This is a genomic window from Nocardia sp. CS682, assembly GCF_004634405.1.
Lineage (GTDB): Bacteria > Actinomycetota > Actinomycetes > Mycobacteriales > Mycobacteriaceae > Nocardia > Nocardia ninae.
In genome coordinates, this window is record NZ_CP029710.1 from 2,125,940 (window position 1) to 2,152,116 (window position 26,177).

Here is a 26,177-nt window from a genome sequence, read left to right on the forward strand (position 1 = left end):
TCGCGGCGGGCGACGAGGGCGGCGGGCAGGCAAGCGAGACGGTCACCCCTTGCGCATCGGAATGTGCAGGACCCCGTCCTCGTCGAATTCCTCGCCGTCGGGCTTGAACCCGTGCTTGGCGTACATGTCGACGAGGTAGGTCTGCGCGTTCAACCGCACGGTCGCCTCGCCGACCTCGGCGAGCGCGGCCTGCAGCAGGCGCGTGGTGTAGCCGTGGCCGCGGGCGGGGACGACGGTGCACAGGCGTCCGATGCGGAAGGACTTCACGCCGTCGTGGTGCTCCTCGAGCAGCCGCAAGGTGGCGATCACCTCGCCCTCGTCATCGAGCCAGAAGTGCCGGGTCTCCGGCAGCAGGTCCAGCCCGTCCAACTCGGGGTACGCGCACTTCTGCTCGACGACAAAGACTTCGACGCGAAGTTTCAACAGCTGATAGAGGGTGGCGGTGTCGAGATCCAACGCCCATGACCGTTTGAGAACAACCGTTGACATCATCGCCTGTTGCTATCACACCTAGCGGCTCGCCGCGACCCCCGCATGCCTCGGCGTGTTATCTGTGCCACCCGCGAGGTTCAGCGTCTTGGAGGTCCAGTCCCATACTTCGTGGAACAACGCCCGGTCCTCGGACAGCTTGACGCCCAGTGAGGGAATCATCTCCTTGAGCTTCGGCGTCCACTGCGCGTACTCGGTGGGGAAGCAGCGCTGCATGACGTCGAGCATCGCGGTGACGCCCGTCGACGCGCCCGGGGAGGCGCCGAGCAGGCCGGCGATGGTGCCGTCGGCCGCGGCGACCACGGCGGTGCCGAACTCGAGCACGCCGCCCGCGCCCTTGCGCCGGATCACCTGCACGCGCTGGCCCGCGGTGATCAGCTCCCAGTCCCGGCCGTCGGCGCGCGGGATGAACTCCGAGAGCGTGTCGACCTTGCCCGCCTGCGACTTGAGCAGCTCACTGACCAGGTACTTGGTCAGGCCGAGTTCGGTGACGCCGACGCCGAGCAGCGAGAACAGGTTGTTCGGCTTCACCGACTTGAACAGGTCGGTGAGCTTGCCGTCCTTGAGGAACTTCGGCGTCCAGCCCGCGTAGGGGCCGAACAGCAGGCCGGGCGTGCCCTTGATGACGCGAGTGTCCAAGTGCGGCACCGACATCGGCGGCGCGCCGACGGCGGCCTTGCCGTACACCTTGGCCTCGTGCTGCTGGATGAGCTCGGGGTTGGTGCAGCGGAAGAACTGCCCGCTGACCGGGAAGCCGCCGAAGCCGTCGATCTCCTTGATGCCGGACTTCTGCAGCAGCGGCAGCGCGCCGCCGCCCGCGCCGACGAAGACGAATTTGCTGATGAGCGTGCGGGTTTCGCGGGTGCGCAGGTTGCGCACCTTGACCAGCCAGGACCCGTCGGACTGCTTGGACAGGTCGCGCACCTCGTGGCCGAAGGCCAGGTCGGCACCGCTGGCACCGAGGTAGGCGAGCAGTTCCTGGGTGAGCGCGCCGAAGTCGATGTCGGTGCCGCCGTCGGTCCAGTTCAGCGCGACCGGGTCGGAGAAGTCGCGGCCGCGCGCCATCAGCGGCAGCCTGCGCGCGAATTCGTCCGGGCTGTCGATGTACTCCATGCCCTCGAACAGCGGGTGCCGCGACAGCGCCTCGTAGCGCTTGCGCAGGTAGTCGACGTTGTCCGCGCCGTGCACGAAGCTCACGTGCGGGATCGGGTTGATGAACCGGGACGGGTCACCGAGGATGTTGTTCTCCACGGCGTAGGACCAGAACTGGCGCGACACCTGGAACCGCTCGTTGATGTCGATGGCCTTGGTGATGTCCACCGAGCCGTCGGCGTTCTGCGGGCTGTAGTTCAGTTCGCACAGGGCGGAGTGGCCGGTGCCCGCGTTGTTCCACGGGTCGCTGCTCTCCGCCGCCGCGGCGTCGAGCCGCTCGAACAGGGAGATCGACCAGTCGGGCTGCAGTTGGCGCAGCAGCGCACCGAGGGTGGCACTCATGATGCCGGCGCCGATGAGTACAACATCGGTCTTTTCAGTCATGGCAGCGTTCGGCACGGCTAGATCGACTTCCTTGTCCTTCTCGCGGGCCCACCGGGCGGGTGGACCTGCCTGGGCACGGTGCTTGCGGTTCTTGCCTCTGGTCCGTGAACCATGGCGGGAGCTAGGTTACCCGCCGTTCACCTAGCTTCAATTGTGCACCTCACCACGTCGATCCCCTGCGCCGAAACCGCAGAATGTGACTTAGATTGTGTATGTGACAAAGGAAACTTCACTTGCCGCTACGAAAACCGACACCCACCACGGGGCGGAGTGGAAAGCCGATGTCCTAGGCGAGAAGTACCAGCAGCGCACGCTTTCTTTCGGGCCCGATCCCGATGGCGAAGGCGAGGCCGTGGCCACGCTGGTCCGCTATCTGCCCGGCGACGATGTCGAACTCACCGCCGGTGCCGTGCTGTATGTGCACGGTTTTACCGACTACTTCTTTCAAGAGCATCTCGCGGAACATTTCGCGACGCTCGGATACCACTTCTACGCGCTGGACCTACGCAAGTGCGGACGATCACTGCGCGACGGGCAGACGCCGCATTATGTGACCGATCTCGCACTGTATGACGACGAGTTGAACGAGGCATTGCGAATCGTGCGGGAGGAGACCGGCGCTCCGGTCGTCCTGAACGCGCACTCGACCGGTGGCTTGATCCTGCCGCTGTGGCTGGATCGGCTCAATCGGACCCGGGGGACGGCCGCGGCCGGGGTGTCCGGTCTGGTGCTCAACAGCCCTTGGTTCGATCTGCAGGGACCGTCGTACTACCGGACCGTCGGGACGCCGATCATCAAGGCGCTCGGCCGTTTTCGGAAGATGATCGAACTGCCGGGCAGCAAGATCAGTACCTACGGTGACAGCCTGCACCACAGCGTCGCGGGCGAATGGGATTACAACCTCGACTGGAAACCGTTGCACGGCTTCCCCGTTCGGTTCGGCTGGCTGCGCGCCATCCGCAACGGTCACGCGCAACTGCACGCCGGGCTCGACATCGGCGTGCCGTCGCTGATCCTGCGCTCCCGGATGACGAAGTTCGCCCGCCGGTACGGCCCCGCCGTCGATGTGGCCGATGCGGTGTTGGACGTCAAGCAGATTCAGCGTTGGTCGGGGTGCCTGGGCGACCGCACCAACATCGTGCCGATCGACGGCGCCAAACACGATGTGTTCCTGTCCGCGGCCGAACCGCTGGCCCACGCCTTCGCCGAACTCGACAGCTGGCTGGAGTGGCTTGCCGTGTATCAAGCCAAGTCCGGCAACGGCTCACCAGGTGCTGGTGCGTAGCACGATCTCGGTGGCCAATTCGTGGTCGGCCTCGGTCGCCACATCGGTGACGTCGACGTCGACCACGCGGAACTCGCCGTAGACGAACCGCCCCGAGGCGTCGGCGACCGAGCGCGGCAGGTTCTTGGTGACCAGCACCGTGGTCGGCAACTCGACTGGACGGACCGTGGCGTCGGCGACGGTCCCGTCCGGGCCCGGAGCCGCCGGATGGCCGCGATCGGCCACCACGAGGCTGATGAAGCGGCCGAATCCGGCCGAGCACGCCCGCCACGCCAGGTCGGCGCCCGCGCCACGGGCAGCGACGTTCGCCCAGGGCACACCGATCTGGTCCAGGATGGCGGTGACGCCCGCCGCATCGAGGCCCTCGATCGACTCCAGCACCACGGTGCGCAGATCCGAATTGTGCAGTCGAGCACATACCTGGTCGTAGACGTCCGCCGGGTCGCCGAGGTCGGGCAGCAGCAGCACGCTGTGCCGAGATTCCGGGCCGTCTACCCGCACGGTCCAGGTCCCGTCACCCACCGTGATCTGCCGAGATTTCATGCCGAATGACGCTACACGGGTCTGCTGAACGAAGCCCTATCTTCGCGTCAGGCCAGTAGTCGCATGCCCGCGATCTCCCCGGCGTTGTGGTCGAAGGTGACGGTGAGGTCGCAGCCGGCCTCCTGGCCGAGTTGCTGGATCAGCGCGTCGGCGAAATCCGCGCCGTCGGCGGCCCGGCGCAGCGCCTGGCGCACGGTGTCGGCCCGCTCGACCACGATCTCGGTCGAGTCGAGCAGGCCCAGCAACACGTCGGTGACCGCCTCGGGGTCCTGCTTGTAGCCGCGGCGCAGCACCCAGTGGATCTCGGCGAGCACGATCATCGTCACGTAACCCGGGCGGCTCTCGCTGAGGCCGTCGATCACCTGATTGGCGCGCGCGGACTGCTCCGGATCGTCCTGGGTGAGGTAGCGGATCAGCACATTGGCGTCCAGACCGATCATTTCTGCTTGCCTTCCACGACATTGCCGGTGATCGCCTCGTTCATCTCAGCGAGGCCGATGGGCGAGCCGGACCAGCCGACTATCCCCTTGAGCGACTTGATGGTTCGGGTCTCGGGCACCAGTTCGTAGGTGCCGTTGTCGGTGGGAACGAAGGCGACCCGGACGCCGGCCCGCAAACCCATGGCGACTCTGACGTCGATCGGGATGGTGATCTGCCCCTTGCTGGTCACCGTCGCGGACACCACATTTCCCGCCCTACTAGTGGACTTCTTGTCTGCCGCCACTTCACTCACCGACCCGTGCTTCTCCCGCGCCCATCGACCCGCGCCTTACCCGGAGCCGAATTCCTTACTGAAAGGTAAGGGGCGACGTTCGTCACGTCAACAGTTCAGCTACCGAGGGGTGCGGCGGTGGGGAGCAGCTGGGTCGCCAGTGTGGGCAGACGGGCGGGCGCACCGTCGATGAGCAGGCGATCGAGCTGGTCGAGATCGAGGTGCTGCTCGATCAGGTCGGCGAGCAGATCGAGCTGCGCCGAGCGTACAGCGGCGACGGAGACGTCTTCGGCGACAACGAAACCGGTGCGTCCGGCGGCTTCGGCCACCGAGCGCAGCCAGGCGCGGCGGAAGTCGTCCGATTCCAGCAGGCCGTGCAAGTGGGTGCCCCAGAGCGCGCCGCGCACACTGCCTTCCGGTTTTCCCGCGAGGTCGAGCCAGGCCGGATCGCCGCTGCCGGTCACCCGGCCGTGGTGAATCTCATAGCCGTGCACCGGGATTCCCGCGGTGTCGGCGGTGGCCCCATGACCGGTGCTGTGGCGCAACACCTTCGGATCGGCGAATTCGATCGCCAGGTCCAACAGATCCAAGCCGTCGACCCGTCCGCGGCCCGACTCCACCGGGTCGACGATTCGCTTGCCCAGCATCTGATAACCGCCACAGATGCCCAGGATCGGCCCGCCCGCCGCCGCACGTGCGCGCAGTGCCTCGGCGATTCCGCTGCGCCGCAACCACTCCAGGTCCGACACGGTGGCCTTGCTGCCGGGCAGCACCACGAGGTCGGCCCCGGCCAGCCGGGACGGATCACTCGCCCAGCGCACGGAAACCCCTGGCTCGCAGGCCAAGGCCTCGATATCGGTGGAGTTGGAGATGCGCGGCAGGCGGATGGCGGCTACGGTCAGCCACTCGGTACCGACCGGCGGTCGCGGACGGCCGACCGGTGCGTCCGCGACCGTGCCGAGGGAGTCCTCGGCGTCGATCCACAGGTCCTCGGCGTACGGCAGCACGCCGAGCGTGCGGCGGCCGGTCAGCTCGGTCAGGCGGTCGAGGCCGGGGCGCAGCAGCTCGACGTCACCGCGGAACTTGTTGATCACGAAACCGGAGATCAGTTGCTGGTCTTCGGGTTCCAGGATGGCGACGGTGCCGAACAGGTGGGCCAGCACGCCGCCGCGATCGATGTCGCCGACCAGCAGCACCGGCAGCCCCGCGGGCTGGGCGAGCCCCATGTTCGCCAGATCAGTGGCCCGCAAATTGATCTCGGCGGGTGATCCGGCGCCTTCACAGATCACCACGTCGAATTCGGCGCGCAGCGAGGCGAGTTCGGCGGCGACCACCTCGCGCAGCTCCTGCCGGTGCCGGAAGTAGTCCCGCGCGCCGACGGTGCCGACCGCCTTACCCCGCACTACCAACTGCGAGCGCCGATCACTGCCCGGCTTCAGCAGTACCGGGTTGAACCGCACACTCGGCGCGAGCCCGCACGCCTGCGCCTGCAATGCCTGCGCCCGCCCGATCTCGCCGCCGTCGAGGGTGACCACGGAGTTGTTCGACATGTTCTGCGCCTTGAACGGCGCGACCCGCACGCCACGCCGCGCCAGCATCCGGCAGATGCCCGCCACCACAACGCTTTTGCCCGCGTCCGAGGTAGTCCCCGCGACCAGCAGGGCACCTTTCACGGCAGCGTGCGGATTTCCGCGCCGGTGTCGGTGACCACCGGACGGCGCAAGCCTCGAACCGGGCTGTCCCCACCCGTCCTCACGGCAGGGTGAGGATTTCTGCGCCGGTGTCGGTGACCACCAGGGTGTGTTCGAACTGCGCGGTCCACTTGCGGTCCTTGGTGACCACGGTCCAGCCGTCGTCCCAGATCTCGTAGTCGATGCCGCCCAGGTTGATCATCGGCTCGATGGTGAAGGTCATGCCCGGCTCGATGATCGACTCGATGGCGGGCTGGTCGTAGTGCAGGATCACCAGACCGCTGTGGAAGGTGGGACCGACGCCGTGCCCGGTGAAGTCGCGGACCACGCCGTAGCCGAAGCGGTTGGCGTAGGACTCGATGACGCGGCCGATGACGTTCAGCGCCCGGCCCGGCCGGACCGCCTTGATCGCCCGCATGGTGGCCTCTTCGGTCCGCTCGACCAGCAGCCGGACCTCCTCGTCCACCTCGCCGGCGAGGTAGGTCTTGTTGGTGTCGCCGTGCACGCCGTGGATGTAGGCGGTGACGTCGATATTGACGATGTCGCCGTCCTCGATCACGGTGGAGTCCGGAATGCCGTGGCAGATCACCTCATTGAGCGAGGTGCAGCACGACTTCGGAAATCCCTTGTAGCCCAGGGTCGACGGGTAGGCGCCGTGGTCGCACATGTACTCGTGCGCGATCCGGTCCAGCTCGTCGGTGGTGACGCCGGGCGCGACGGCCTTGCCCGCCTCTTCCAGCGCCTGCGCCGCGATCTTGCTCGCGATCCGCATCTTGTCGATCGTCTCGGCCGTCTGCACCCAGGGCTCACGCCCCTCGTTGACAGTCTTCTTCCACGCGTACTCCGGGCGCTCGATGGTGCGCGGGACCTCGCGGGTGGGTGACTGGATGCCGGGGACGAGCGGCTTGCGAGTGCGGACAGACATGCGAACAGAGTAATCGGATGGCGGGCGCTGCGGCAGCGCCGGACCTGAGCGGCGCGGCAGCGCCCGGCCGACGCAGGGCGGCAAAGCCAGACCGCACCGGCGTCGACCCACGCGGAATACCTACGGACCATGGTCCGTTTACGGTATTGGTTGACATCGACACTACTGAGGAAGGAGGCTCGACCGTGGAATTGGGACTCACGACCTTCGCCGAGCTGTACCCCGTCGGCGACCGCCCCGCACCCACCGCGGGCGAGCGGTTGCGTGAGGTGGTCGAGGAGGCCGTCGCCGCCGAGCGGGCCGGACTCGACGTCTACGGCGTCGGCGAACACCACCGCAAGGATTTCGCCGCCTCCGCCCCCGCGCTGGTGCTGGCCGCCATCGCGGCGCGCACCGAGAAGATCCAGCTGACCAGCGCGGTCACCGTGCTGAGCTCCGATGATCCGGTACGTGTGTACCAGGATTTCGCGACGCTGGACGGACTGTCCAAGGGTCGCGCCGAGCTGATGGCCGGGCGCGGGTCGTTCACGGAGAGCTTTCCGTTGTTCGGCTACAACCTGTCCGACTACGACGAGCTCTTCGAGGAGAAGCTGGCGCTGCTGCTGCACCTGCGCGAGGACGAGCCGGTCACCTGGTCCGGCAAGTTCCGTGCGCCGCTGCGCGAAGCCATCGCCTACCCGCGCACCGACCACCGGCCGCTGCCGGTATGGATCGCGGTCGGCGGCAGCCCCGAGTCGGTGGTCCGCGCCGGACTGCTCGGACTCCCCTTGGCCATCGCGATCATCGGCGGTCAGCCCGCCCGGTTCAAGCCGCTGGTCGAGCTGTACCACCGCGCCCTCGCCGAGGGCGGCCACGAGAAGCAGCCGGTGGCGGTGCACGCCCACGGCTACATCGCCGACACCGACGAACAAGCCGTCGCCGACTTCTACGAGCCGTACGCACTCGCCATGAGCGTCATCGGCCGCGAACGCGGCTGGGGCCCCATGACCCGCCCGCAATTCGAGGCCCTGCGCGCCAAGGAGGGTTCGCTGTTCGTCGGTACCCCCGACTACGTCGCCGAAAAGGTCGCCGACATCCGCGACACCCTCGGCCTCGACCGCTTCATGCTGCACACCAGCGTCGGCACCCTCCCGCACGAAAAGGTCCTGCACAACATCGAATTGCTGGGCGAGAAGGTAGCCCCGCAGGTGCGCTGAGTTACTGGGTGAGGTGCGCCCCAAAGGCGATGCGGTCGCCGCGGTAGAGGCCGCGGACGCGTTCGATCGGGTCGCCTGCGGCACTTGGAGATCCAACAGGTGGTTGCGCGGCGCGCGAACGACTCGGCGGGTCAGCGGGATTGGAGCCAGGCATAGAAGGCCTCGGCGTTGAGTTCATCGCCTGCCAACGCTGGGGTCTCTTCCGAGGAGATCACGGTGACGTGGGTTCGCGTCCAGGCGAACCAGGTATGGGTCGGGAAATCGAGCAGCAGTCGCGCACCGGCGGCACGTGGCCGGCTTGTCTCCTCTACTCCCGATGCCATCGCCCGTGGCAGATACGGTGGCGACGGTTCCAACTGCAACGTGTCGGCGGCATTGCGCCCGGCCACCCGAACCGGCACCGCGATGTAGGACTCGATCCCGGCACGCTCGAGGGAGTGTCCGGGATCGTCAGCGGAGGACGGGTAGGTCGCATACACCATGACCGGGGCGCCGGCTCGCTGAAGTGTCACGGCCGCAACATCATTCGGCGCACCCGACGATCGGAGGAACGATCCGACGAGACGCTGCGCCGCCGGAGTGTCGATCGCGCTGTCGATGACACTGCCGTCCGGCTCGCTCTCCCACGCCGTCGCGGGTGCACCGTGATCCGCACACCCCGACAGGCCCAGACCAACAACCAAGAGTCCGATCGCGATGCGCAGGACCGATCCACTCATCGGAGTGCGATGCCGTAATCCTCGCCGAACCACGTCCAGTCCGAATTCCGGGTGTAGGAGTCGAGCGACTGTGTGACGCTGCGCCGCGAGGTGGGCCAGGGATCCCCGTAGGTGACGGTGCCGGCATCGGTGTCGAAGCCGTAGATCACCTGCGCGTGCCCGCCGCCTGCCGTCCACGCGATACCGGTGAGGATCGGCCGGTCGGCCGAGATCTCATCGATAACCTTGGCCATCGACAACGGCGCACCGACGGCCGCGGCGAAACCGATCCCCCGGAAAGCGGACGCGATCTGCTCGAGCGACGCCTGCTCATCTGGGCAGGCACCCTCGGCACTGACGCCGTGTACCAGTGCGCAATACTGATTCTGGCTGATCGGCCGGTGCAGATACGTGGCTATCGACGAGCCGTCGGCGGCCCAGCACCACTGATCCGCGATCTGGGTCTGCTGGAGATACGGCAGGGTCTGCGCGCCGAAGGCGGCGGCGCGAGGTTCCGGAACCCGAGGCAGGTTCGGCGTCACCACCAAACCGTGGGGATGCCCGGCGGCATTCCGCTCGGCGGGACCCGGCTCGGCGACGGCGGAGCCGTGCAGTGCGCAGGCGAGGAACGTCGAGACCAGGCAGCACAGCTTCCATTTCGACGTCACATCTCATCCTTCCGAGCGGAAATACCATCGCACGGTACATATCCGCGCTCCCGGCCGCAATACCACCGCATCGAATCATCGTGCGAATGGGCGACTTGGGTGAATTTACTTGTGCGACACCGCCGTTAACCGCGACTTAAAGGAATCAAGGTGACTTTTATATTGTTGTCGCTGAAATGCCGTGGAACACTCCCTGTTCAGTTCACCGATCATTCCATCCGGAAGTGATGGATCATGGGGCTCAGCAGGAGGAACCTTGCACTATTCGCGCTTGTCCACCGCTTTCGTATCCATCCTTGGAATCAGCCTCGCGGTGACCGGTACCGCGCACGCCGCCCCGGACGCACCCTCGCCGCAGATCAAGCATCACGCATTCGGACTCGACCGCGCGGCCGCGCACGACAGCCTCGGCCGAGACACCACCGTCGGTTCGGCGCTGCCGGTTCAACTGGGTGCGGCCGGCGCACCACCGGCCGCATATTCGCTGCGCCAGTACGCTTTACCCGCGGGCGATCAGGGGCCGGTCGGATCGTGCGTCACCTGGGCGACCGGATATACCGGGTACGGGGTGCTGATGAACGAGCAGCAGATCGCAGGCGATCCGATGGCTCCAATGTTCATCTACGCGCAGATCGCGCAGGGCAGCGATCAGGGCACCTACGCCGGAGTCGCGTTGCCGCTGGAACAGCAGCAGGGCATCGACACCAAATCCGACTACTGGCAGGGCGATTTCGACTACACGACCCAGCCCGACGCCGCGGAACGCGCGAACGCCGCCCACTACAAACTGTCCGGAGCACAGGATCTCACCAAGGGCGATATCGTCACCAACATCAAGAAGGCGATCGCATCCGGCCTGCCGGTCCCCTTCGGCTTCGACGCCAGGGAAAGCTTCGAAGCCCTGGACAGCACCAATGACAACTACAACCCATCGGCCCGCGAGAAAATCCTCGGCGGCCACGAGGTCACCATCGTCGCCTACGATGCAAAAGGCGTGACAGTCGAGAATTCATGGGGCCCGAACTGGGGCAAGAACGGCTTCTTCACCGCTCCTTGGTCCTTCATCACCGGCGCCGATGTGAACGAAATCCACTCGATGGGCCGATTGCTTCCCGCCTGACGGCGGCCATCGGCGTGGACTATTGGGTGAGGTGTGCCTCGAAGGCGATCCGATCGCCGCGGTAGAGGCCGCGGACGCGTTCGATCGGGTCGCCTGCGGCGTCGAGGCTGCGGCGGTGCAGCAGCAAAAGCGGTAGGGCCGTGGTGCATTCGAGGAGTGCGGCCTCGCGGGGGGAGGCGAGGACCGTTTCGATGCGTTCGGTGGCCTGCCCGAAGATCACGCCCGACCCGCGCACCGCCGCGTACAGCGAGGTGCTCGGGTCGTAGGTGGCGCGCAGGCCGGCGAAGCGGTGCAGCGGCAGGAAGGTGCTTTCCAGGCCGATGCGTTCACCGTCGGCGAGCAGGACGCGCTCCAGGTGCATGACCGAAGTACCCACGGGCACAGCGAGATCGCGGGCGGTGTCGGGATCGGCGGGGATGTCGTCCCAGCTGACGAGCAGGCGGCCGGGGACGCGGCCGTAGCTGATGGCGCCTTCGGTGTAGGAGCGAAGCGACAGCGGCTGCACCATTTTGGGCCGGGAGACCACGGTGCCCCGGCCCTGCCTGCGAATCCGGCCTTCCACCAGGAGATCTCGCAATGCTTGGCGAACGGTCTCCCGCGCCACTTCGAAGCGGACCGCCAGGTCACGTTCGGAGGGAACCGGATCGCCCTCGTTCAGATCGCGCAGGATCGTCTCGAGTTCGGTGCGCACGCGGTACGACTTCGGCAGCCGGTCGGGCAGCGCGAATTCGGCTCGCCCGCCACGCGTGTCGCCGGACGCCACCTCGGCACCGACCTCCGTTGCTTCCATGCGGCACAGCCTACCCGCAATTGGTCTATACCAATTATTAACCTGGCGTTCGCACAGGCAACACCGCTTGGTCTAGACCAATGTGCACGATGGGGTCCATGCGATTGGTCATCATCGGAGGTGGAATCCTCGGCACCGCACACGCCTTGGCCGCCGTCCGCCGCGGTCACGAAGTGGTGCAGCTGGAGCGGGAGACCGAGGCCCGCGGCGCCACCGTCCGCAACTTCGGCCTGGTCTGGGTCTCCGGGCGCTCCGCCGCCGAACTGGAGCTGACGCTGCGCTCGCGGGAGCTGTGGGAGGAGATCGGCGGCAAGGTCCCCGCTGTCGGATTCCGTCCCGCCGGATCGATCACGCTGGTTCGTACCCCTGCCGAACTCGCCGTCGCCGAAAAGGCCGCGGCCGGACCGACCGCCGAGACCCGCGGCTTCGAGCTGCTCGATCCCGACCGGGTGCGCGCGATCAACCCCGCACTGCGCGGAAAATTCCTTGCCGGACTGCACTGTTCGACCGACGCCGCGGTCGAGTCGCGCCAGGCGCTGCCCGCGCTGCGCGCCTACCTGGCCGCCACCGGCCGATACACCTTCCACGCGGCCACCGAGGCCAGGTCGGTCCTCGACACCGCCACCGGTGCCACCGTGCTCGACGACCAGGGCCGCCGCTTCGAGGCCGATCTGGCACTGGTCTGCCCCGGCGCGGCACACAGCGGGTTGACCCGCGAGCTGGTCGAGGATCTGCCGGTGCGCCGGGTCCGTTTGCAGATGATGCAGACCGCGCCGCTCGGCGAGCCGCTCACCACCGCCATCGCCGACGGCGACAGCTTCCGCTACTACCCGGGCTTCGCGGGCGACGAGGTGGACACGCTGAACCGGGAGCAGTCCCAGTCGGCCACCGCCGCCGAGCACAAGATGCAGTTGCTCTGCGTACAGCGGTTGCACGGCGGGCTCACCATCGGCGACACCCACGAATACGACGAGCCGTTCGCCTTCGACGTGGACGAGGCGCCCTACGAGCACCTCACCGCGGTCACCGAGGAACTGCTCGGACGCACACTGCCGCAGGTGGTTCGGCGCTGGGCCGGCGTGTACAGCCAGAGCGTCGACCCGACCGCGGTCGTCACCCGCGCCGCGGCGGGCGCGCACATCTGGGTGATCACCGGCCCGGGCGGCCGCGGCATGACCCTCGGCCCCGCACTCGGCGAGCACACCGCCGACCTGCTGAACTTGTGAGGATTGCGATGTCCGACAACACCATTCAACTCGTCGTGCTGGACATGGCGGGCACCACCGTCGCCGATGGCGGGCTGGTCCTGCGCGCCTTCGAGGCCGCCGCGACCGCGGCGGGCATCGCGGCGGACGGACCGGAACGCGAGCAGGCCCGGCAGTACGTGCTGGACACGATGGGCCAGTCCAAGATCGCGGTGTTCCGTGCCCTGCTCGGCGACGAAGAGCGCGCGCAGGAAGCCAATCGGGCCTTCGAGTCCGCCTACGACGCGCTGATCGACGAGGTCGAGATCACGCCGATTCCCGGTGCCGCCGAGGCGATCAGCAAGCTGCGGGGCGCCGGCGTGCGGGTCGTACTGACCACCGGGTTCAGCCGGTCCACCCAGGATCGGCTGCTGAACGCGCTGGGCTGGACCGACATCGCCGACCTGACCCTGGCTCCCTCGGACGCCGGGCGTGGCCGCCCCTACCCCGACATGGTCCTCACCGCGCTGCTCCGCCTGCACGCCGACGCCGTGGATCGTGTTGCGGTGCTTGGCGATACGACCAGCGACATCGCCACCGGCCTCGCCGCGGGCGCCCGCATCGTCGCGGGCACGCTCACCGGCGCACACGACGAAGCACAGCTGCGCGCGGCGGGTGCCACCCACGTCGTGCCGTCGGTCGTCGAGTTCGCCGAACTGGTGCTCGCCGAGCACAGCTGAACCGTTCCGGCGGCCGCCGGTTCATCCACCCTTCCGACTCCGACACTCCTCACGAACCGAAAGTTGTAGTCATCGTGCGTACTTCGTACCCGCCGGCCCGCCTGGCGCGCACCCTCGCCCGCACCGCGTTGCTCTTCGCTACCGCCACCGCCGTCGCGGCCACCGCCGCCTGTGGCGGCACCGGCACCGAGAGCGCGAGCGGCAAAACCGTCACGGTCTACTCCGCCGACGGTGTCGGCAGCTGGTACCAGACCCAGTTCGCGGAGTTCGAGAAGCAGACCGGCATCGCGGTCAACCTGGTCGAGGCGGGCTCCGGCGAGGTGGTCAACCGGGTGGACAAGGAACAGGCCAACCCGCAGGCCGATGTGGTCGTCACGCTGCCGCCGTTCATCCAGAAGGCGAAAGCCAGTGGCCTGCTTCAGGACAGCGGTGTAGACACCAGCGCGGTCCCGTCCGCCGACAAGGACGCCGAGGGCAAGTACGTCACCCTCGCCAACAATTACCTGTGCTTCATCGCCAACCCGTCGGTCGACACCACCGGGCTCACCTGGGACGACCTGCTGAAGCCGGACTTCAAAGGCAAGCTGCAGTATTCGACGCCGGGCCAGGCCGGTGACGGCACCGCCGTGCTGATCCTGTTGCAGAAGCTGCTCGGTAAGCAGGGCGCGCTGGACTACCTGAACAAGCTGCAGGCCAACAATGTCGGGCCGTCCTCGTCGACGGGCAAGCTGCAGGCCAAGGTCGACAAGGGTGAGCTGAGCATCGCCAACGGTGACGTGCAGATGAACCTGACCACCATCAAGGAGAAGGGCGCGAAGTTCAGCGTCTTCTTCCCGGCCGCCGCCGACGGCAAGAAGTCGACCGTCGCGGTGCCCTATGTGATGGGCTTGGCCAAGGGCGCCCCGCACCAGGACGACGCGAAGAAGCTGATGGAGTTCCTGCTCTCGGCGCAGGCGCAGAAGTCGCTGGGCTCGGACGCTTTCGCGGTGCCCGCCCGCGCGGAACTGCGCGATGCCCCGGCCGGATCAGGCCCGTCGCCGAGCTCAGTGCTGAAGGGTGTCGAACTGCTGCCGGTCGACTGGAACACGGTGCTCACCGACCTCGACGGCGATCTGGCGGCCTACCAGAAGGCCACCGGTAGCTGAAACGCCGTCAACCCCAAGGGAGTCGACCATGTCCACCGGTGACGCACTCACGAAGTCATCCACCACCGCCCTGTCCCGACCGGCCGCTGCCGAACCGGCGATCGTGTTCGACCGGGTCAGCGTCGGCTACCGCAGCGGCCGCAAAACCACTGTCGCGCTGGCCGATTTCACGCTGCGCGTCGCCGCGGGCGAGACCGTCGCCCTGCTCGGACCGAGCGGTTCCGGCAAGTCGACCGCGCTCAAGGCGCTGGCCGGATTCGTCCGGCCGACCTCGGGCGCGGTCCGGTTGGCCGGGCGCGACGTCACCGACCTGTCGCCCGCCAAACGCGGGATCGGCGTTGTCGTGCAGTCGTATGCGCTGTTCCCGCACATGAGTGTGCACGGCAACGTCGCCTTCGGGCTGAAGTCGCATCGGGTGCCGCGCAACGAGATCGGCGCACGCGTTACCGAAGCATTGGCCATGGTCGGCATGGGCGCCTACGCCCAGCGCCTGCCCAGGGAACTGTCCGGCGGCCAGCAGCAGCGAGTCGCGATCGCCAGGGCGCTGGCCATCCGGCCCAAGGTGCTGCTGCTGGACGAGCCGCTGGCCGCACTCGACGCGCAGCTGCGCCAGTCCATGCTCGGCGAGCTCCAGCAGCTGCGAAAGGCGTTGCCGGACACGGCGATGCTGTACGTGACCCATGACCAGTCCGAGGCGCTCGCGCTCGCCGACCGCATCGCGGTCATGCGCGACGCCCACCTGGTCGATATCGACACCGCGGAGAACCTCTGGCGGCGGCCACCCAGCGACTTCACCGCCGCCTTCCTCGGCGGCGCGAACCTGCTGTCCTGCACGGTGAACCGGCTGTCGGGCGGGTCGGCGCTGGTCACCGTCGGCAACCGGACGCTGCGGGCCGAGGCGCCCACACCCGGTGTCGGCCAGGAGAACTGGGCCCTCGACTCCCCTGCCCTGCTGTGCGTGCGCCCGCACACCGTGCGGATCGGCGCCACCGCCGAACGAGACGCACTGCGCGGCACGGTGGTCTCCGCTGTCTGGCGCGGCGCGTCCACCCGTTTGACGCTCGCGGTCGACGGCTTGGCCGACGAAGTCACCGCCGACGTCCCCGGTCAGCTCGACACCGCCATCGGCTCGGTCGTCGGTGTCCGCTTCCCCGACCCCGCCGGGGTGCTGATCCCCCGCGCGGTCGGCGGCCGATCATGAGCGCGTCCGCGGTGCTGGAGCCGATCACCGCGCCCGGCGCGCCGCAACCAACTGCGCGGCAACGCAACTGGAAACCGGTGCTGTGGAGCCTGCCCCCGCTGCTGGTGGTGCTGTTCATCGCGGTGTACCCGATCGTGCGGGTCCTCGCCGAATCCACGGTGACCCCGACCGGGCGCGGCACCTCGGTCTGGTCGCAGGTGCTGGGTTCCGAATCATTCCGTAATGCGTTGTGGCGCACCGTGTTCATCGCGGTGAGCTCGACCGCGGGCTGCCTGGTGCTCGGCGCGTTTCTGGCGATCGTGCTGGCGTTCGTGCCGTTTCCCGGGTCGCAGGTGGTGGGCAGGCTCATCGACACCGTGCTGACGCTGCCGTCGTTTCTCATCACGCTGGCATTCACGTTCCTGTACGGCACGGCAGGCGCGGTCAACGCGCTGATCACGAGCATCACCGGGAACAACGAACCCGCACTGAACTTCCTGAGCACCCCGCTCGGCGTGATCCTGGCCGAGATCACCTTCTTCACGCCCTTCGTCGTGCGGCCGCTGCTCGCCGCGTTCGCCCAACTACCGCGCGAACAGCTCGACGTGGCCGCGAGTCTCGGCGCATCGCCGTGGCGGGTACTGCGCCAGGTGGTGCTGCCCGAGGCGTGGCCCGCGCTCGCGGCGGGCGGCAGCCTGGTGTTGCTGTTGACGCTCAACGAGTTCGGCATCGTGCTGTTCACCGGCGCCAAGGGCGTGATCACGCTGCCCGCGCTGATCTACACCCGCGGCATCGTCACCTTCGATCTGCCCGGCGCCGCGGTGCTCGCCTCGGTGCAGGTGCTGCTCTCGCTCACGCTGTACGTCGGGTACCGGCTGATTTTCGCCCGGTTCACGGCGAAGAAGGAGAACTGAACCGATGCTGATGTGGACCAGACGCGGCCGGTTCGCGGTGCTCGCCGTGTTCGCCCTGGTGGTGTTCGCGGTGTTCGTCGCACCGATCGCCACCGTGGTCGCGGCCGCCCTCGCCGGGCACTGGACCGGCTCGCTGCCTTCGGACCTGGGTTTCGCCAACTTCGAGCGCGCATTGTCCGGCGAGCAGGCGGCCAGCCTCTCGGTGAGTTTGCAGACCGCGCTGCTGGCCGGCGCCGTCTCACTGGTCCTCGGCACCTGGGCGGCCTTGGCGGCGCGCGAGGCACCTGGCTGGTGGCGGCGCTGTACCGACGCGGTGTTCCATCTGCCGGTCGCGGTCCCGTCGGTGGCCATCGGCCTCGGCGTGCTGATCGCGTTCAACGAGCGACCGGTGCTGCTCGGCGGCACCAAATGGATTGTCATCCTGGCACATTCGGTCCTCGTGCTGGCCTACGCCTTCAGCGCCGTCGCCGCCGCGCTGGACCGCATCGACCCCGGCTACCGCCAGGCCGCCGAGTCCCTCGGCGCCGGCCCGGTCCGGGTGCTCTGCCAGGTCACACTGCCGCTGCTGCTCCCGGCGCTCGGCGCGGCCGCCGGACTCGCCGTCGCGCTGTCCATGGGCGAGCTCGGCGCCACCATCATGGTCTATCCGGCCACCTGGAAGACCTTGCCGGTGGGCATCTTCGCCCAAACCGACCGCGGCGAGGTGTTCGACGCGGCCGCGAGCACCACGCTGCTCGTCCTGGTCACCCTGCTGGCGCTGGTCTTGCTCGGCCGTCTGCGCAGTCGCGCCGCCCTGCGCTGACCGGCCGCACGCCTCCTGAGTTCCCGCATGCGATTGCGTATGCGCGACCTCGGGACGTGTGCGGCGGCGCGCGGGTTTGCGGTGGTCAGGGCGGGTGGCCGGGTCTCGACCTAGGATGGCGACGTGTCAGCACTTCCCCTGATCTTCACCGCGAGCTGGGCGAGCGGAGTCAACGCCTACGCCGTCGTGTTGCTGCTCGGCCTGTTCGGTCGCACCGGCCTGTCCGATGCGGTGCCCGAGGCGCTGCAACGCACCGACGTGCTGATCGCCGCCGGGGCGCTGTTCGCGATCGAGGCGGTCGCCGACAAGATTCCGTACTTCGATTCCTTCTGGGATGCACTACACACGGTGGTCCGGCCCGCCTCGGGCGCCGTCGTCGCGGCATTGCTTGCGGGACAGGACGGTTCGCTGTCCGAGCTGGCCGCGGGCGCGGTCGGCGGCGCCACCGCGCTGGCGAGTCATCTGGTGAAGGCCGGGACCCGAATGGCGATCAACACCTCGCCGGAACCGGCGAGCAACATCGTGACCAGCACCGCGGAGGACATCTCCGTCGCGGGCATCATCACCCTCGCCATCTTCCACCCGCTGCCCGCGGCCATCATCGCGGGCATCCTGCTGCTGATCGGCCTGATCCTGGTCACCTTCCTCGCCACCCGCATCCGCCGCTACCTGCGCCGCCGCCGACAGCGCAGGGCGGCGCGGACCGCCGCCGCGACCTGAGCGCCAGGCGGCTCACCGTCGGCGAAAAACCCGGTGCGGGCCGTCGATTCGAGCTCGTTCCGCGAAACCCGGTGTGCGCGACATATCCTCACAACGACCACGGGGTGATCCCGCGACACCCGAGGAAAGGTTGGCGGTCGACGAATGGCAGCACCGGCGACGAAGCTAGTGAAGGACCTCGAGCCGTTGTCCGCGCCGCAGCGGCGCCGGGCCCTCGCGACGGCGGCATTGCGGTTGGCGGGCACCGCGGAGCTGCGCGCACTGCTGACCGATCTGGCCGGGCGCGGTCACTACGAGCGGGTCCTCTCGATTCACCTCGCCGCGATCGCCGCCGACCGTGATCACCTTGTCGGCCAGGTGGACTCGGGCGAGCAGGAGTTCGTGTCCCGGGCCATCGTCGCACTGGTCCGGATCGGCGTCGAGCCACCGGTGCTCGTCGAGCGATTGCCACGGATGGCGCACCGGACGCGGACGATGCTGTATCGCGCGATCGGGCGGCGTAAGCACAGTGCGGCGCTCGCCGACGCCCTGTTGCCCGAGATCCGACGCCGCTTCGGCGACGCGGAGGCGGTGCGCGTGCTGCCGTATTGCTCGACGGCGCTCGTCACCGAGCATCTGGCCGCGTTCGCGTACGCGGCGCCCAACTGGCAGACGTTGGGCCGCAGGCACACCGAGGCGGTGCTCACCTATCTGGCGGATCTCGCAGCCCAGGCGGGCGAATCCGACTGGCCCGAGCTGTGGCCGCGCATTGCCGCCGGTGCGAGCAGCTTCGCGCTGCGCGACCCGGACCTCCTGCTCGCCCTCGCCGGACAAGCGGTTCGGTACGTGCAACCCTACGGACTGCATGCCGTCGCGGGGAAGCTGGCTCGGCACAACGCCGATGCCGTCGTCGAACTGATCCTGCATCCGAGCGGGCGCGGCACCTGCCTGACCGGACGTGCGCTGTTCACGGCGTTGCGCGAGCTCCCCGACGAGCGCCTGATCGCCGTGTGCGCCGCGTATTCGGGTTATCACCAACGGCATTTGCTGCATGTCCTGCCGCCGAGCCGGCGCCTCGCGCCGGTGCGGCAGGTCTTCATCCGGCCCGGCATCGACGCCGCGCAGGTGGATCTCGACGCCCTCGACAGCCTGCCCCGGCACGACCGCGCCACGCTGGCACGCGAATTGCTCTCGCGCCGAGGCGGATCCGATGATCGGCCGGCTCGCGAGCGGCTGATCGCCCGGCTCCCGTGGTCGGAAGCCGAACCCGTGCTGCGCGAGAGCATCCGCCGCCCGACCGCCGACGAGCGCGCGCAAGCCTATCCGCTGCTGGTGGCCGCGGCAGTCGGCAGTCGTGACCCCGCGGTGGTCGGCGCATTGTTCGAGGCGATGCGTCGGCTGCGCAACGAACAGGACCCGGTGCGGCGCACAGCTTTACAAGCGATCAACCAGATCCCACCCACCCTGTTGCGCACCGAACACCTACCCGCGCTGGAGGGACTGGGCACGGACGCGCTGCAAGCCCGCGATCGCTCCGCCATGACCACCGGCGCGGTGGGCACCCTGGCCCGCACGCTGCTGGTGCACGGCGCCCGCGCCGCCGATCCGGCCTACACCGAGTCGGCGATGCGATTGATAGAACACCTTGCTGCACAAGCCGTCTCACTACCGCTATGGGAGCTGGACCGCGATCTGCCGCGCGGCGCGGAACAGCCACTCTTCGCCGCACTGCGCCGGCGACTGGACGGCGATGCGGTGCGCGACGAATGGGGGCTGACCCTCGACTTGGCCCAGGGCCTGAACAAGCGCGCCTGGAACGTTGTGCCGCTACAGCAGTTGCTGCTCCGGGCGTGCAGCGCACGCAACGACTACGTCATCCAACGCGCGGTCGACCTGGCACTGGCCGACCCGGCCACCCGCGACGAGCATCTCACCACCCTGCTGAACCGGGACCGCTCGCTCATCTCGCTGCCGCGAGTGCAGCACTTGATCGCCACGCGCCGCACCGACCTGCTCGACACGGTGCTCAACGGCGCCACACCGGGGCGCTTCATCGCGCCGAAAGTGCGCCTGGTGCCCGACTTTTCGGAAGGCTTCGGCGGCTGGACCGCACGACAGGTCGAGTTGTACGCGCGAACGCTCACCGCGCTGGTGCGTGCCAAGGAGTCCTCGCCGTGGGAAAAGGCCTGGGCGGTGCGCCGATTGGGCCGGCTGCCCGGCAGCTTCGCCCGCCTCGTCGGCTACACCGATCACCCGGAGCTCACGGTGGCCGAGGCGGCGCTCACCGCGCTCGGCCGCAGCACCGAGGCCGAGGCCGCGATCGGCGTGCTCAGCAGGTACGTGGACTCCGATCGAGCGCGAGTCGCGGTGAGCGGCATCGCTTCCCGCGCCAGGAGTATCGCCCCGGACCGGCTCGCGGCCGCGCTCACGCCGCTGCTCGATTCCCCGAAGATCACCTCGCTGAAGGAGGGCGTGCGGCTGCTCGCCGCGCTGCACGCACCGGAGGCGATGGCCGTCCTCCGGGCGATCTGGGACCGCCCGAACCAGCACCGGGATGTCCGGCGCGCGGTCGTCTTCGCGTGCCGCTGGCTGCTCGACCACGAGGACGCCTGGGAGATCCTCGATGCGGCGTCGCGCGACCCGGCGGTGGCGGGTGAGGCGTTGAATCTCGTGCCCGCCCTGCTACCGATCCCACAGCGGCGCCGGATGGCCGGGCTGGTCCGCGAGATGGCGGGCGGCGCCGACGTCCAGCTCGCCACCGAGGCGATGCGGGTCCTCGGCGGATGGCAGCGCTGGGCACCCGCCGATACCGGCGCCATGCTGGTGCACCGGCTCGCCGACCTCAGCGAGACGGGACTCTGGCGGCACGCCGCGCGCGTGCTCGTCGCCAGCGACTTCCGGGCGGCGGTGCCCGCTGCGGTGGATCGGCTGCTCGCCGCCGAGGATGTCGTCATCGCGGGGCGGGACCTTCCTGCCCGGCAACGACTCTCGACGCTGCTCGGGAATCTGGGTAGCTCGGCAGGCGGGTCCGATGCGGCACGCCAGACGGCGGTCGCCGTGGCCGAACGGCTGGCGGTCGAACCGCAGTGGCGCCGGTTCGCGATCGATCTGCTGGTGGCCCAAATCCGTTGGGCCGACGTTGATTCGAGTGTGCGGTCGATCCGACAGGCGTGCGGGTTCGCCCGCGGCGCTCTGGTGGTCTATCCGGCCGAACAGTTGCGCACGCGGCTGTCCCGCAGCGGGCAGATGGTCGATGCCGACACTATGACGCGGGTGGCGCGCGAGTTGTCCGTGGACGTGGACAGCGCGGTCGCGCTGGCCGCGTTGGCGTTGATCGCGCAGTGCGGCAGCCACTTCGGCTGGACGCCCGCCTGGGTGGAGCTACTCACCCGGATGCGGACTCATGGACAGAGCAGCGTCCGGGTGGCGGCGCATGAAATCTTCACCGTTGCCGAATGATTGCAGCGAATGAGATTCCAGCGGGCGTGCCGCGCCAGTCGACCACGCGGCACGCCGGGCGGGGCGCCCCGTTGCGCCCGCCGTCACTGTGACGACGTGATCATTCAGAGAAAGTCACTGGTCGGATGACTACGCTGAACGTCGCCCTTTTTGGCAAGCGACGCTGTCGGGGCAGTGTCACTATCGCGGTGAGAACATCGGTCGAGAAGATCACTGCTCAGGCAATCGACGCCGGCCACCGGCCACGTCGGTTACCAGATCAGTGTACCCATCAACAAGTTCGGCCAGGTGATACCAATGTTTATGGGTATTGTCGCTACGCGCGCCCGAGACGTCAATGGCTTGGTTCGCGTCCACCCAGCTGCGTGCCATCCGGTCCACCACCGCACCGAGGCTTTCCGTGTGCAGCGACGCGCCGTTGCGATGCTGCGGCATTTCCTTGCCGATCCAATCATTGATCTCGTCGACGAGTTCACCCCGGCGGTAGTCTATTTCGATGATCAATGCGGTGTCGCGCACCTGCTGCCTGCGCGCATGCAGTTCGGCGAGCGCATGCGCGGAACGCAGCATTTCCCGATCTTGGAAACGACGTCCTTGAAAGGCACACAATAATTGCGGAGCTGTCGGCAGTACCCCCACGGTCGGTGCACTCATCGTGTCACCCCGAGTGCGCCCGATACCAACACGCTTTGTACCAACATAATTGGCTCTCGATTCCGTAATCCCGGTCATCGGATCGGTTGTTCACAACTAGGCTAGCTGGATCATGCTCTTACAGATGCAAGAACGCAAGAGTGCGTCTGCATTGCTGCAACCGGCCGCTACGCGGGGGATCAAGCGCCCGCTTCCGCAGGCTGACAACACCTTCAGCGCCACCTGAGCCGAGGGCGTCGCCGCGGATTACGAGACGATACGAGAGCCGGCTTTCACTGCACGCCAGCGTAGGTGCGGGGCTACCGCGCGGAGTACGGATCGACGCGATTCGCCCACCACTCGAGCGGATGCCGATCGGTTGCCGGACACGCCGCGGACCTCGATCTCAGCCGCCGATCATGTCAAGGTGGGTTACCAACCGAGCCGCAGCCCGGTCCGGCCCGTTCAGCGCATTCGCGTGAAGCTGGCGTAGTGATCGCCGGTGTACCAAGCGGATCGGTCGCTTCCGGTGACGATGCGCTCGGCGTCGCGAGTCTGCCCTGGTTTCTTTATATTGACGTCCCACTCCTGGTAGGCGATCCGGCTGCCCGCCGAGTCGGTAGCAGGCAGCCTCCCCTCCCGGTTCGACCAGACCCCACCACCTTTGGTGCCCGATCCGTCATTCGGCGGCCACGTGCCCGCATCGATCCGCGCCAGCGTGTCCCAGGCCCGCTGCGGGACAGCGGCGCTGACCAGCACGATCGACTCGTCCGCCCGCACCGGCCGCGCCTGCTCCGGCGCGCCGGTGGACAGCCCGAAAATCAGCGCCAACGCGGCAGTCACCACAACGACGATGTGCACGAACCGCTTCGAGGTCGATCCCGCCCCAGTCATAACGCGTGAACCTACGTGACCGATCCGAACTCCAGGTTTCCGCAGGTTTCCGCTCCGTGAAGCTTTGGTGCCCGACAGCACTTTTCGCAGTTCGTGGCCTATCCGCGCGGGTCACCGGATCGAATACCAGGAATGCACCCTGCGCCCGACCACATGAGCACCGACGAATTTCGCCGACACGGCCGCGCGGTCGTGGACTGGGTCGCCGACTATTGGGACCGGGTGGCGTCGCTGCCCGTGTTGTCCCAGGTAACGCCCGGACAGGTGCGAGCCGGATTGCCGGACACGCCACCCGAGACCGGCGAACCCTTCACCGCGGTGCTGGCGGATCTCGACTCGATCCTGGTGCCCGGGCTGACGCACTGGCAGCACCCGGGGTTCTTCGCGTACTACCCGTCCAGCACGTCGGGTCCGGCGGTGCTCGCGGAACTGCTGTCCGCCGGCCTCGGCGTGCAGGGCATGATGTGGCAGACCAGCCCCGCCTGCACCGAACTCGAACAGCACGTGCTCGATTGGCTCGCGGGCCTGCTCGGACTGCCGGAGTGCTTCACCTTCGCGGGCAGCGGCGGCGGCGTCATCCAGGACTCGGCCTCCAGCGCGATCCTGGTCGCCTTGCTCGCGGCACTGCACCGGACCTCGGATGGCCGCGTGCAGACCGAGGGCGTGGACCGCGCGCGCTACCGTGTCTACACCTCGACCGACGCACACTCCGCGCTGGAGAAGGCGGCACGCATCACCGGTCTCGGCACAGCGGCGGTGCGGTTCATCGGTACTCGCGCGGACTCGTCGATGGACCCCGAGGCGTTGCGGACGGCGATCGCGAGTGATGTGCGAGCGGGCCTTGTCCCGGTGCTGGTGATGGCCACCGTAGGAACGACCTCGACCAGCGCCATCGATCCGGTGGACCGGATCGGCCCGATCTGCGCCGAGTTCGGCGCGTGGCTGCACGTCGACGCCGCGTATGCGGGAGTCGCCGCGGTGTGTCCGGAGCTGCGCTGGATCCAGCACGGCGTGGGCGACTACGCCGATTCCTATGCGACGAATCCGCACAAGTGGCTGCTCACCGCCTTCGACTGCGACGCCTGCTATGTCCGCGACCGCGCGGCACTGGTCGGTGCGCTCTCGGTAGTGCGAGAGTATCTGCGCAGCACCGTGAGTGCGGCGGACGCGGTGGTGGACTACCGCGACTGGCAGGTACCGCTGGGACGGCGGTTCCGCGCGCTCAAACTCTGGGCCGTGATCCGCTGCTACGGCGTCGAAGGACTGCGGGCACACATCCGGCACAGCGTCGCGCTGGCGCAACGGTTCGCCACGTGGGTCGCCGCCGACGACCGCTTCGAACTGATGGCCCCACATCCGCTTTCGCTGGTCTGCTTCCGGCTGCGCGGCCCCGACGAGCTCAATCGGCAGCTGTTGCAGGCGGTCAATGCCTCCGGGCGAATCTATCTGTCCCACACCATGGTTCGGGAGGAATTCACCCTCCGGCTCGCCGTCGGCGGCACCGCGACCCGTGACGAGCACGTCTCCGCCGCATGGGATCTGCTCAGCAGCACCGCATCCGGGATACTCGGCGACTGAGTGGCCGTGGATCACTCCGCGGACCCGTCGACCGAGCCCAGTCGGCGCTGCCCCAGCGCACGCAGCACCCGCACCGCCGCGGACTGCTGTCCGGTGGCGGCGGTGCGGAGACTGGGCGCCTGCTCGCCGACGAAGCGCTCGCACACGCCCACGTGCGCCGCGTATACAGCGGCAAGGGCATCCCGCATCAGCGCGGCGCCGCCGGACATCTCACGGATCTCGCTGTAGCCCTGCCACTTTCGCAGCGCGGAGACCAGTGCACGATGGTCGACGGACAGGATCCCACTGAAGCCCGCGGTGACCCGCGGCGGTTCCATCAACGGCCGCACCAGCGTCCGATACTCGTCGGCACCGAAGCCTGCGGTAAGGCGCAAAGCCGCTGCGCTGCAACCAAAGACAGCGGCCGTGGTTTCGAGGCCTGCCACGGCAGCCGTCATATCGCCGCGTCGTGCGCGGGTACAGGCGTGACGCATGCTCACCGTGGCCGCCTGGGTCAGGACCGCGAATAATTGATGGCCACGAACCCAGTAGTCGAGGCCCGTCCACTGTCGTCGATCCGGTGGTTGTGCCAACGGCCAGCGAAGCGCGGGGAACGCTGTGCTCACAGCGGCGTGCAGCACCTCGTGCTGATGGCTCGGAGTATGTGCCACAACAGCTTCGATGACACGCGCGAACGCGGCATGCCAGAGCGACTCGGCATCCCCTGCCGCACGCCGGATTCCGAAGAACTCGTCGTGTTCGGCCTCGCCCGTGGTGAGCAAATGCGTTGCCGCGCACGGGACTGGCGCAGGCCCGTCGTGCGCGGCTCGGCGGTGGAACATCGTCAGCCGGTCCGGGAGAACATCCGGATGCGCGAGCAGAATCGGCTCCGCCCGGAGCGGGCCGAACTCGGAAGGGTCTGGCATTTATCAGAAGATGTAGAACTTTCCGGTGAGCACCCCTGCGGTCACACCCGGGCAGGTGCCCTGAACTGTCACATCATTGCTGTCCACTGCCTGATGGCCTTTGAAATGACCCGACTCGATCTCGATCGGGAAATCACCAGGGCCGGAGCCGTCGGTCTTGGTCTGCCCTTCACTCGTCTGACTGATCTTGCTGGTGGTTCCATCCGACCAGGTGATCGCCCCGGTGCCTTTATGCTCCGTGACCGGACCGTCGCAGGCGACCTTCTCAGTCCCCGCGATGGCCATGCTGACCGGTTTCGGTTTGGTCAGCGAAATGTCCGGCCCCGAGCAGCCGCTGAAGAGAATCGTCGCCTGCCATCCGACGGGCAAGGCTTTCTCGCCGATTCCCACG

General features: G+C 68.0%; 26 protein-coding genes. 12 read left to right on the forward strand and 14 right to left on the reverse strand.

Annotation, left to right across the window (positions count from 1 at the left end; all coding sequences use genetic code 11):
- Positions 1–42: 42 nt before the first annotated feature.
- Both DMB37_RS09420 and mqo read right to left on the reverse strand, forming a co-directional pair.
- Complete coding sequence (locus DMB37_RS09420; protein WP_135232365.1) at positions 43–492, reverse strand: GNAT family N-acetyltransferase; 450 nt, start codon at positions 490–492, stop codon at positions 43–45.
- An 18-nt stretch (positions 493–510) separates the two neighbouring features.
- Positions 511–2,040 (reverse strand): malate dehydrogenase (quinone), encoded by a 1,530-nt coding sequence (gene mqo / locus DMB37_RS09425; protein WP_255508372.1) that lies wholly within the window; start codon positions 2,038–2,040, stop codon positions 511–513.
- 199 nt (positions 2,041–2,239) lie between these two features.
- Here mqo and DMB37_RS09430 point away from each other — a divergent pair, with 199 nt between their 5' ends.
- On the forward strand, positions 2,240–3,310 hold the full coding sequence (locus DMB37_RS09430; protein WP_135232367.1) for an alpha/beta hydrolase: 1,071 nt from the start codon (positions 2,240–2,242) through the stop codon (positions 3,308–3,310).
- Here DMB37_RS09430 and DMB37_RS09435 read toward each other — a convergent pair.
- From DMB37_RS09435 to map, 5 genes are all read right to left on the reverse strand, one after another.
- Positions 3,290–3,853: an alpha/beta hydrolase gene (locus DMB37_RS09435; RefSeq protein ID WP_135232368.1), complete on the reverse strand. Its 564-nt coding sequence runs from the start codon at positions 3,851–3,853 to the stop codon at positions 3,290–3,292. The genes DMB37_RS09430 and DMB37_RS09435 overlap by 21 nt on opposite strands.
- Positions 3,854–3,900: 47 nt before the next feature.
- Positions 3,901–4,293, reverse strand: a complete 393-nt coding sequence (locus tag DMB37_RS09440) for a PIN domain-containing protein (RefSeq protein ID WP_135232369.1) — start codon at positions 4,291–4,293, stop codon at positions 3,901–3,903.
- Complete coding sequence (locus tag DMB37_RS09445; protein WP_240772317.1) at positions 4,290–4,586, reverse strand: AbrB/MazE/SpoVT family DNA-binding domain-containing protein; 297 nt, start codon at positions 4,584–4,586, stop codon at positions 4,290–4,292. The genes DMB37_RS09440 and DMB37_RS09445 overlap by 4 nt, the downstream gene beginning before the upstream one ends.
- A 95-nt stretch (positions 4,587–4,681) precedes the next feature.
- Entirely contained in the window at positions 4,682–6,238 is a 1,557-nt protein-coding gene (locus tag DMB37_RS09450; protein ID WP_135232370.1) for a cobyric acid synthase, read from the reverse strand.
- A 79-nt stretch (positions 6,239–6,317) separates the two neighbouring features.
- Entirely contained in the window at positions 6,318–7,181 is an 864-nt protein-coding gene (map, locus tag DMB37_RS09455; RefSeq protein ID WP_135232371.1) for a type I methionyl aminopeptidase, read from the reverse strand.
- Between the two features lie 185 nt (positions 7,182–7,366).
- Here map and DMB37_RS09460 point away from each other — a divergent pair, with 185 nt between their 5' ends.
- Positions 7,367–8,377: an LLM class flavin-dependent oxidoreductase gene (locus tag DMB37_RS09460; RefSeq protein WP_135232372.1), complete on the forward strand. Its 1,011-nt coding sequence runs from the start codon at positions 7,367–7,369 to the stop codon at positions 8,375–8,377.
- A 131-nt stretch (positions 8,378–8,508) separates the two neighbouring features.
- Here the strand turns inward: DMB37_RS09460 and DMB37_RS09470 are convergent, their stop codons facing one another.
- Together DMB37_RS09470 and DMB37_RS09475 are read right to left on the reverse strand one after the other, a co-directional pair.
- Positions 8,509–9,096 carry a hypothetical protein gene (locus DMB37_RS09470; RefSeq protein WP_135232373.1) on the reverse strand — a complete coding sequence of 196 codons (588 nt, stop codon included), beginning with the start codon at positions 9,094–9,096 and terminating at the stop codon, positions 8,509–8,511.
- Positions 9,093–9,743: a papain-like cysteine protease family protein gene (locus DMB37_RS09475; RefSeq protein WP_135232374.1), complete on the reverse strand. Its 651-nt coding sequence runs from the start codon at positions 9,741–9,743 to the stop codon at positions 9,093–9,095. The genes DMB37_RS09470 and DMB37_RS09475 overlap by 4 nt, the downstream gene beginning before the upstream one ends.
- 271 nt (positions 9,744–10,014) lie before the next feature.
- Between DMB37_RS09475 and DMB37_RS09480 the strand changes: the two genes are divergently transcribed.
- Positions 10,015–10,863, forward strand: coding sequence for a C1 family peptidase (locus DMB37_RS09480; protein WP_206055220.1), 849 nt, complete (start codon positions 10,015–10,017; stop codon positions 10,861–10,863).
- 19 nt (positions 10,864–10,882) lie between these two features.
- Here DMB37_RS09480 and DMB37_RS09485 read toward each other — a convergent pair whose 3' ends face one another.
- Positions 10,883–11,653 carry a GntR family transcriptional regulator gene (locus tag DMB37_RS09485; RefSeq protein WP_135232375.1) on the reverse strand — a complete coding sequence of 257 codons (771 nt, stop codon included), beginning with the start codon at positions 11,651–11,653 and terminating at the stop codon, positions 10,883–10,885.
- Positions 11,654–11,751: 98 nt separating this feature from the next.
- Between DMB37_RS09485 and DMB37_RS09490 the strand changes: the two genes are divergently transcribed.
- From DMB37_RS09490 to DMB37_RS09525, 8 genes are all read left to right on the forward strand, one after another.
- The gene (locus tag DMB37_RS09490) at positions 11,752–12,879 is read left to right on the forward strand and encodes a TIGR03364 family FAD-dependent oxidoreductase (RefSeq protein WP_135232376.1); all 1,128 of its coding nucleotides are present in this window, start codon (positions 11,752–11,754) and stop codon (positions 12,877–12,879) included.
- A gap of 8 nt (positions 12,880–12,887) precedes the next feature.
- Positions 12,888–13,577, forward strand: a complete 690-nt coding sequence (locus tag DMB37_RS09495; RefSeq protein WP_135232377.1) for a phosphonatase-like hydrolase — start codon at positions 12,888–12,890, stop codon at positions 13,575–13,577.
- Positions 13,578–13,651: 74 nt separating this feature from the next.
- Positions 13,652–14,722: a 2-aminoethylphosphonate ABC transporter substrate-binding protein gene (locus DMB37_RS09500; RefSeq protein ID WP_206055221.1), complete on the forward strand. Its 1,071-nt coding sequence runs from the start codon at positions 13,652–13,654 to the stop codon at positions 14,720–14,722.
- 28 nt (positions 14,723–14,750) lie between these two features.
- Complete coding sequence (locus DMB37_RS09505; protein ID WP_135232378.1) at positions 14,751–15,923, forward strand: ABC transporter ATP-binding protein; 1,173 nt, start codon at positions 14,751–14,753, stop codon at positions 15,921–15,923.
- Positions 15,920–16,816, forward strand: coding sequence for a 2-aminoethylphosphonate ABC transporter permease subunit (locus tag DMB37_RS09510; protein WP_135232379.1), 897 nt, complete (start codon positions 15,920–15,922; stop codon positions 16,814–16,816). The genes DMB37_RS09505 and DMB37_RS09510 overlap by 4 nt, the downstream gene beginning before the upstream one ends.
- A 4-nt stretch (positions 16,817–16,820) precedes the next feature.
- Entirely contained in the window at positions 16,821–17,618 is a 798-nt protein-coding gene (locus DMB37_RS09515) for an iron ABC transporter permease (protein ID WP_135232380.1), read from the forward strand.
- 123 nt (positions 17,619–17,741) lie between these two features.
- The gene (locus DMB37_RS09520; protein ID WP_135232381.1) at positions 17,742–18,338 is read left to right on the forward strand and encodes a DUF4126 domain-containing protein; all 597 of its coding nucleotides are present in this window, start codon (positions 17,742–17,744) and stop codon (positions 18,336–18,338) included.
- A gap of 144 nt (positions 18,339–18,482) precedes the next feature.
- On the forward strand, positions 18,483–21,776 hold the full coding sequence (locus DMB37_RS09525) for a hypothetical protein (protein ID WP_135232382.1): 3,294 nt from the start codon (positions 18,483–18,485) through the stop codon (positions 21,774–21,776).
- A 210-nt stretch (positions 21,777–21,986) separates the two neighbouring features.
- On the opposite strand, the gene DMB37_RS09530 is transcribed toward DMB37_RS09525, so the two are convergent.
- The gene (locus tag DMB37_RS09530; RefSeq protein ID WP_107658318.1) at positions 21,987–22,346 is read right to left on the reverse strand and encodes a DUF4254 domain-containing protein; all 360 of its coding nucleotides are present in this window, start codon (positions 22,344–22,346) and stop codon (positions 21,987–21,989) included.
- Between the two features lie 528 nt (positions 22,347–22,874).
- The gene (locus DMB37_RS09535) at positions 22,875–23,303 is read right to left on the reverse strand and encodes a ribonuclease domain-containing protein (RefSeq protein ID WP_135232383.1); all 429 of its coding nucleotides are present in this window, start codon (positions 23,301–23,303) and stop codon (positions 22,875–22,877) included.
- A 153-nt stretch (positions 23,304–23,456) separates the two neighbouring features.
- Here DMB37_RS09535 and DMB37_RS09540 point away from each other — a divergent pair, with 153 nt between their 5' ends.
- Positions 23,457–24,881, forward strand: a complete 1,425-nt coding sequence (locus DMB37_RS09540) for an aminotransferase class V-fold PLP-dependent enzyme (RefSeq protein ID WP_135232384.1) — start codon at positions 23,457–23,459, stop codon at positions 24,879–24,881.
- A gap of 11 nt (positions 24,882–24,892) precedes the next feature.
- Here DMB37_RS09540 and DMB37_RS09545 read toward each other — a convergent pair whose 3' ends face one another.
- Together DMB37_RS09545 and DMB37_RS09550 are read right to left on the reverse strand one after the other, a co-directional pair.
- On the reverse strand, positions 24,893–25,786 hold the full coding sequence (locus DMB37_RS09545) for a hypothetical protein (protein ID WP_135232385.1): 894 nt from the start codon (positions 25,784–25,786) through the stop codon (positions 24,893–24,895).
- A gap of 3 nt (positions 25,787–25,789) precedes the next feature.
- Entirely contained in the window at positions 25,790–26,176 is a 387-nt protein-coding gene (locus DMB37_RS09550; protein ID WP_135232386.1) for a hypothetical protein, read from the reverse strand.
- Position 26,177: the final 1 nt, after the last annotated feature.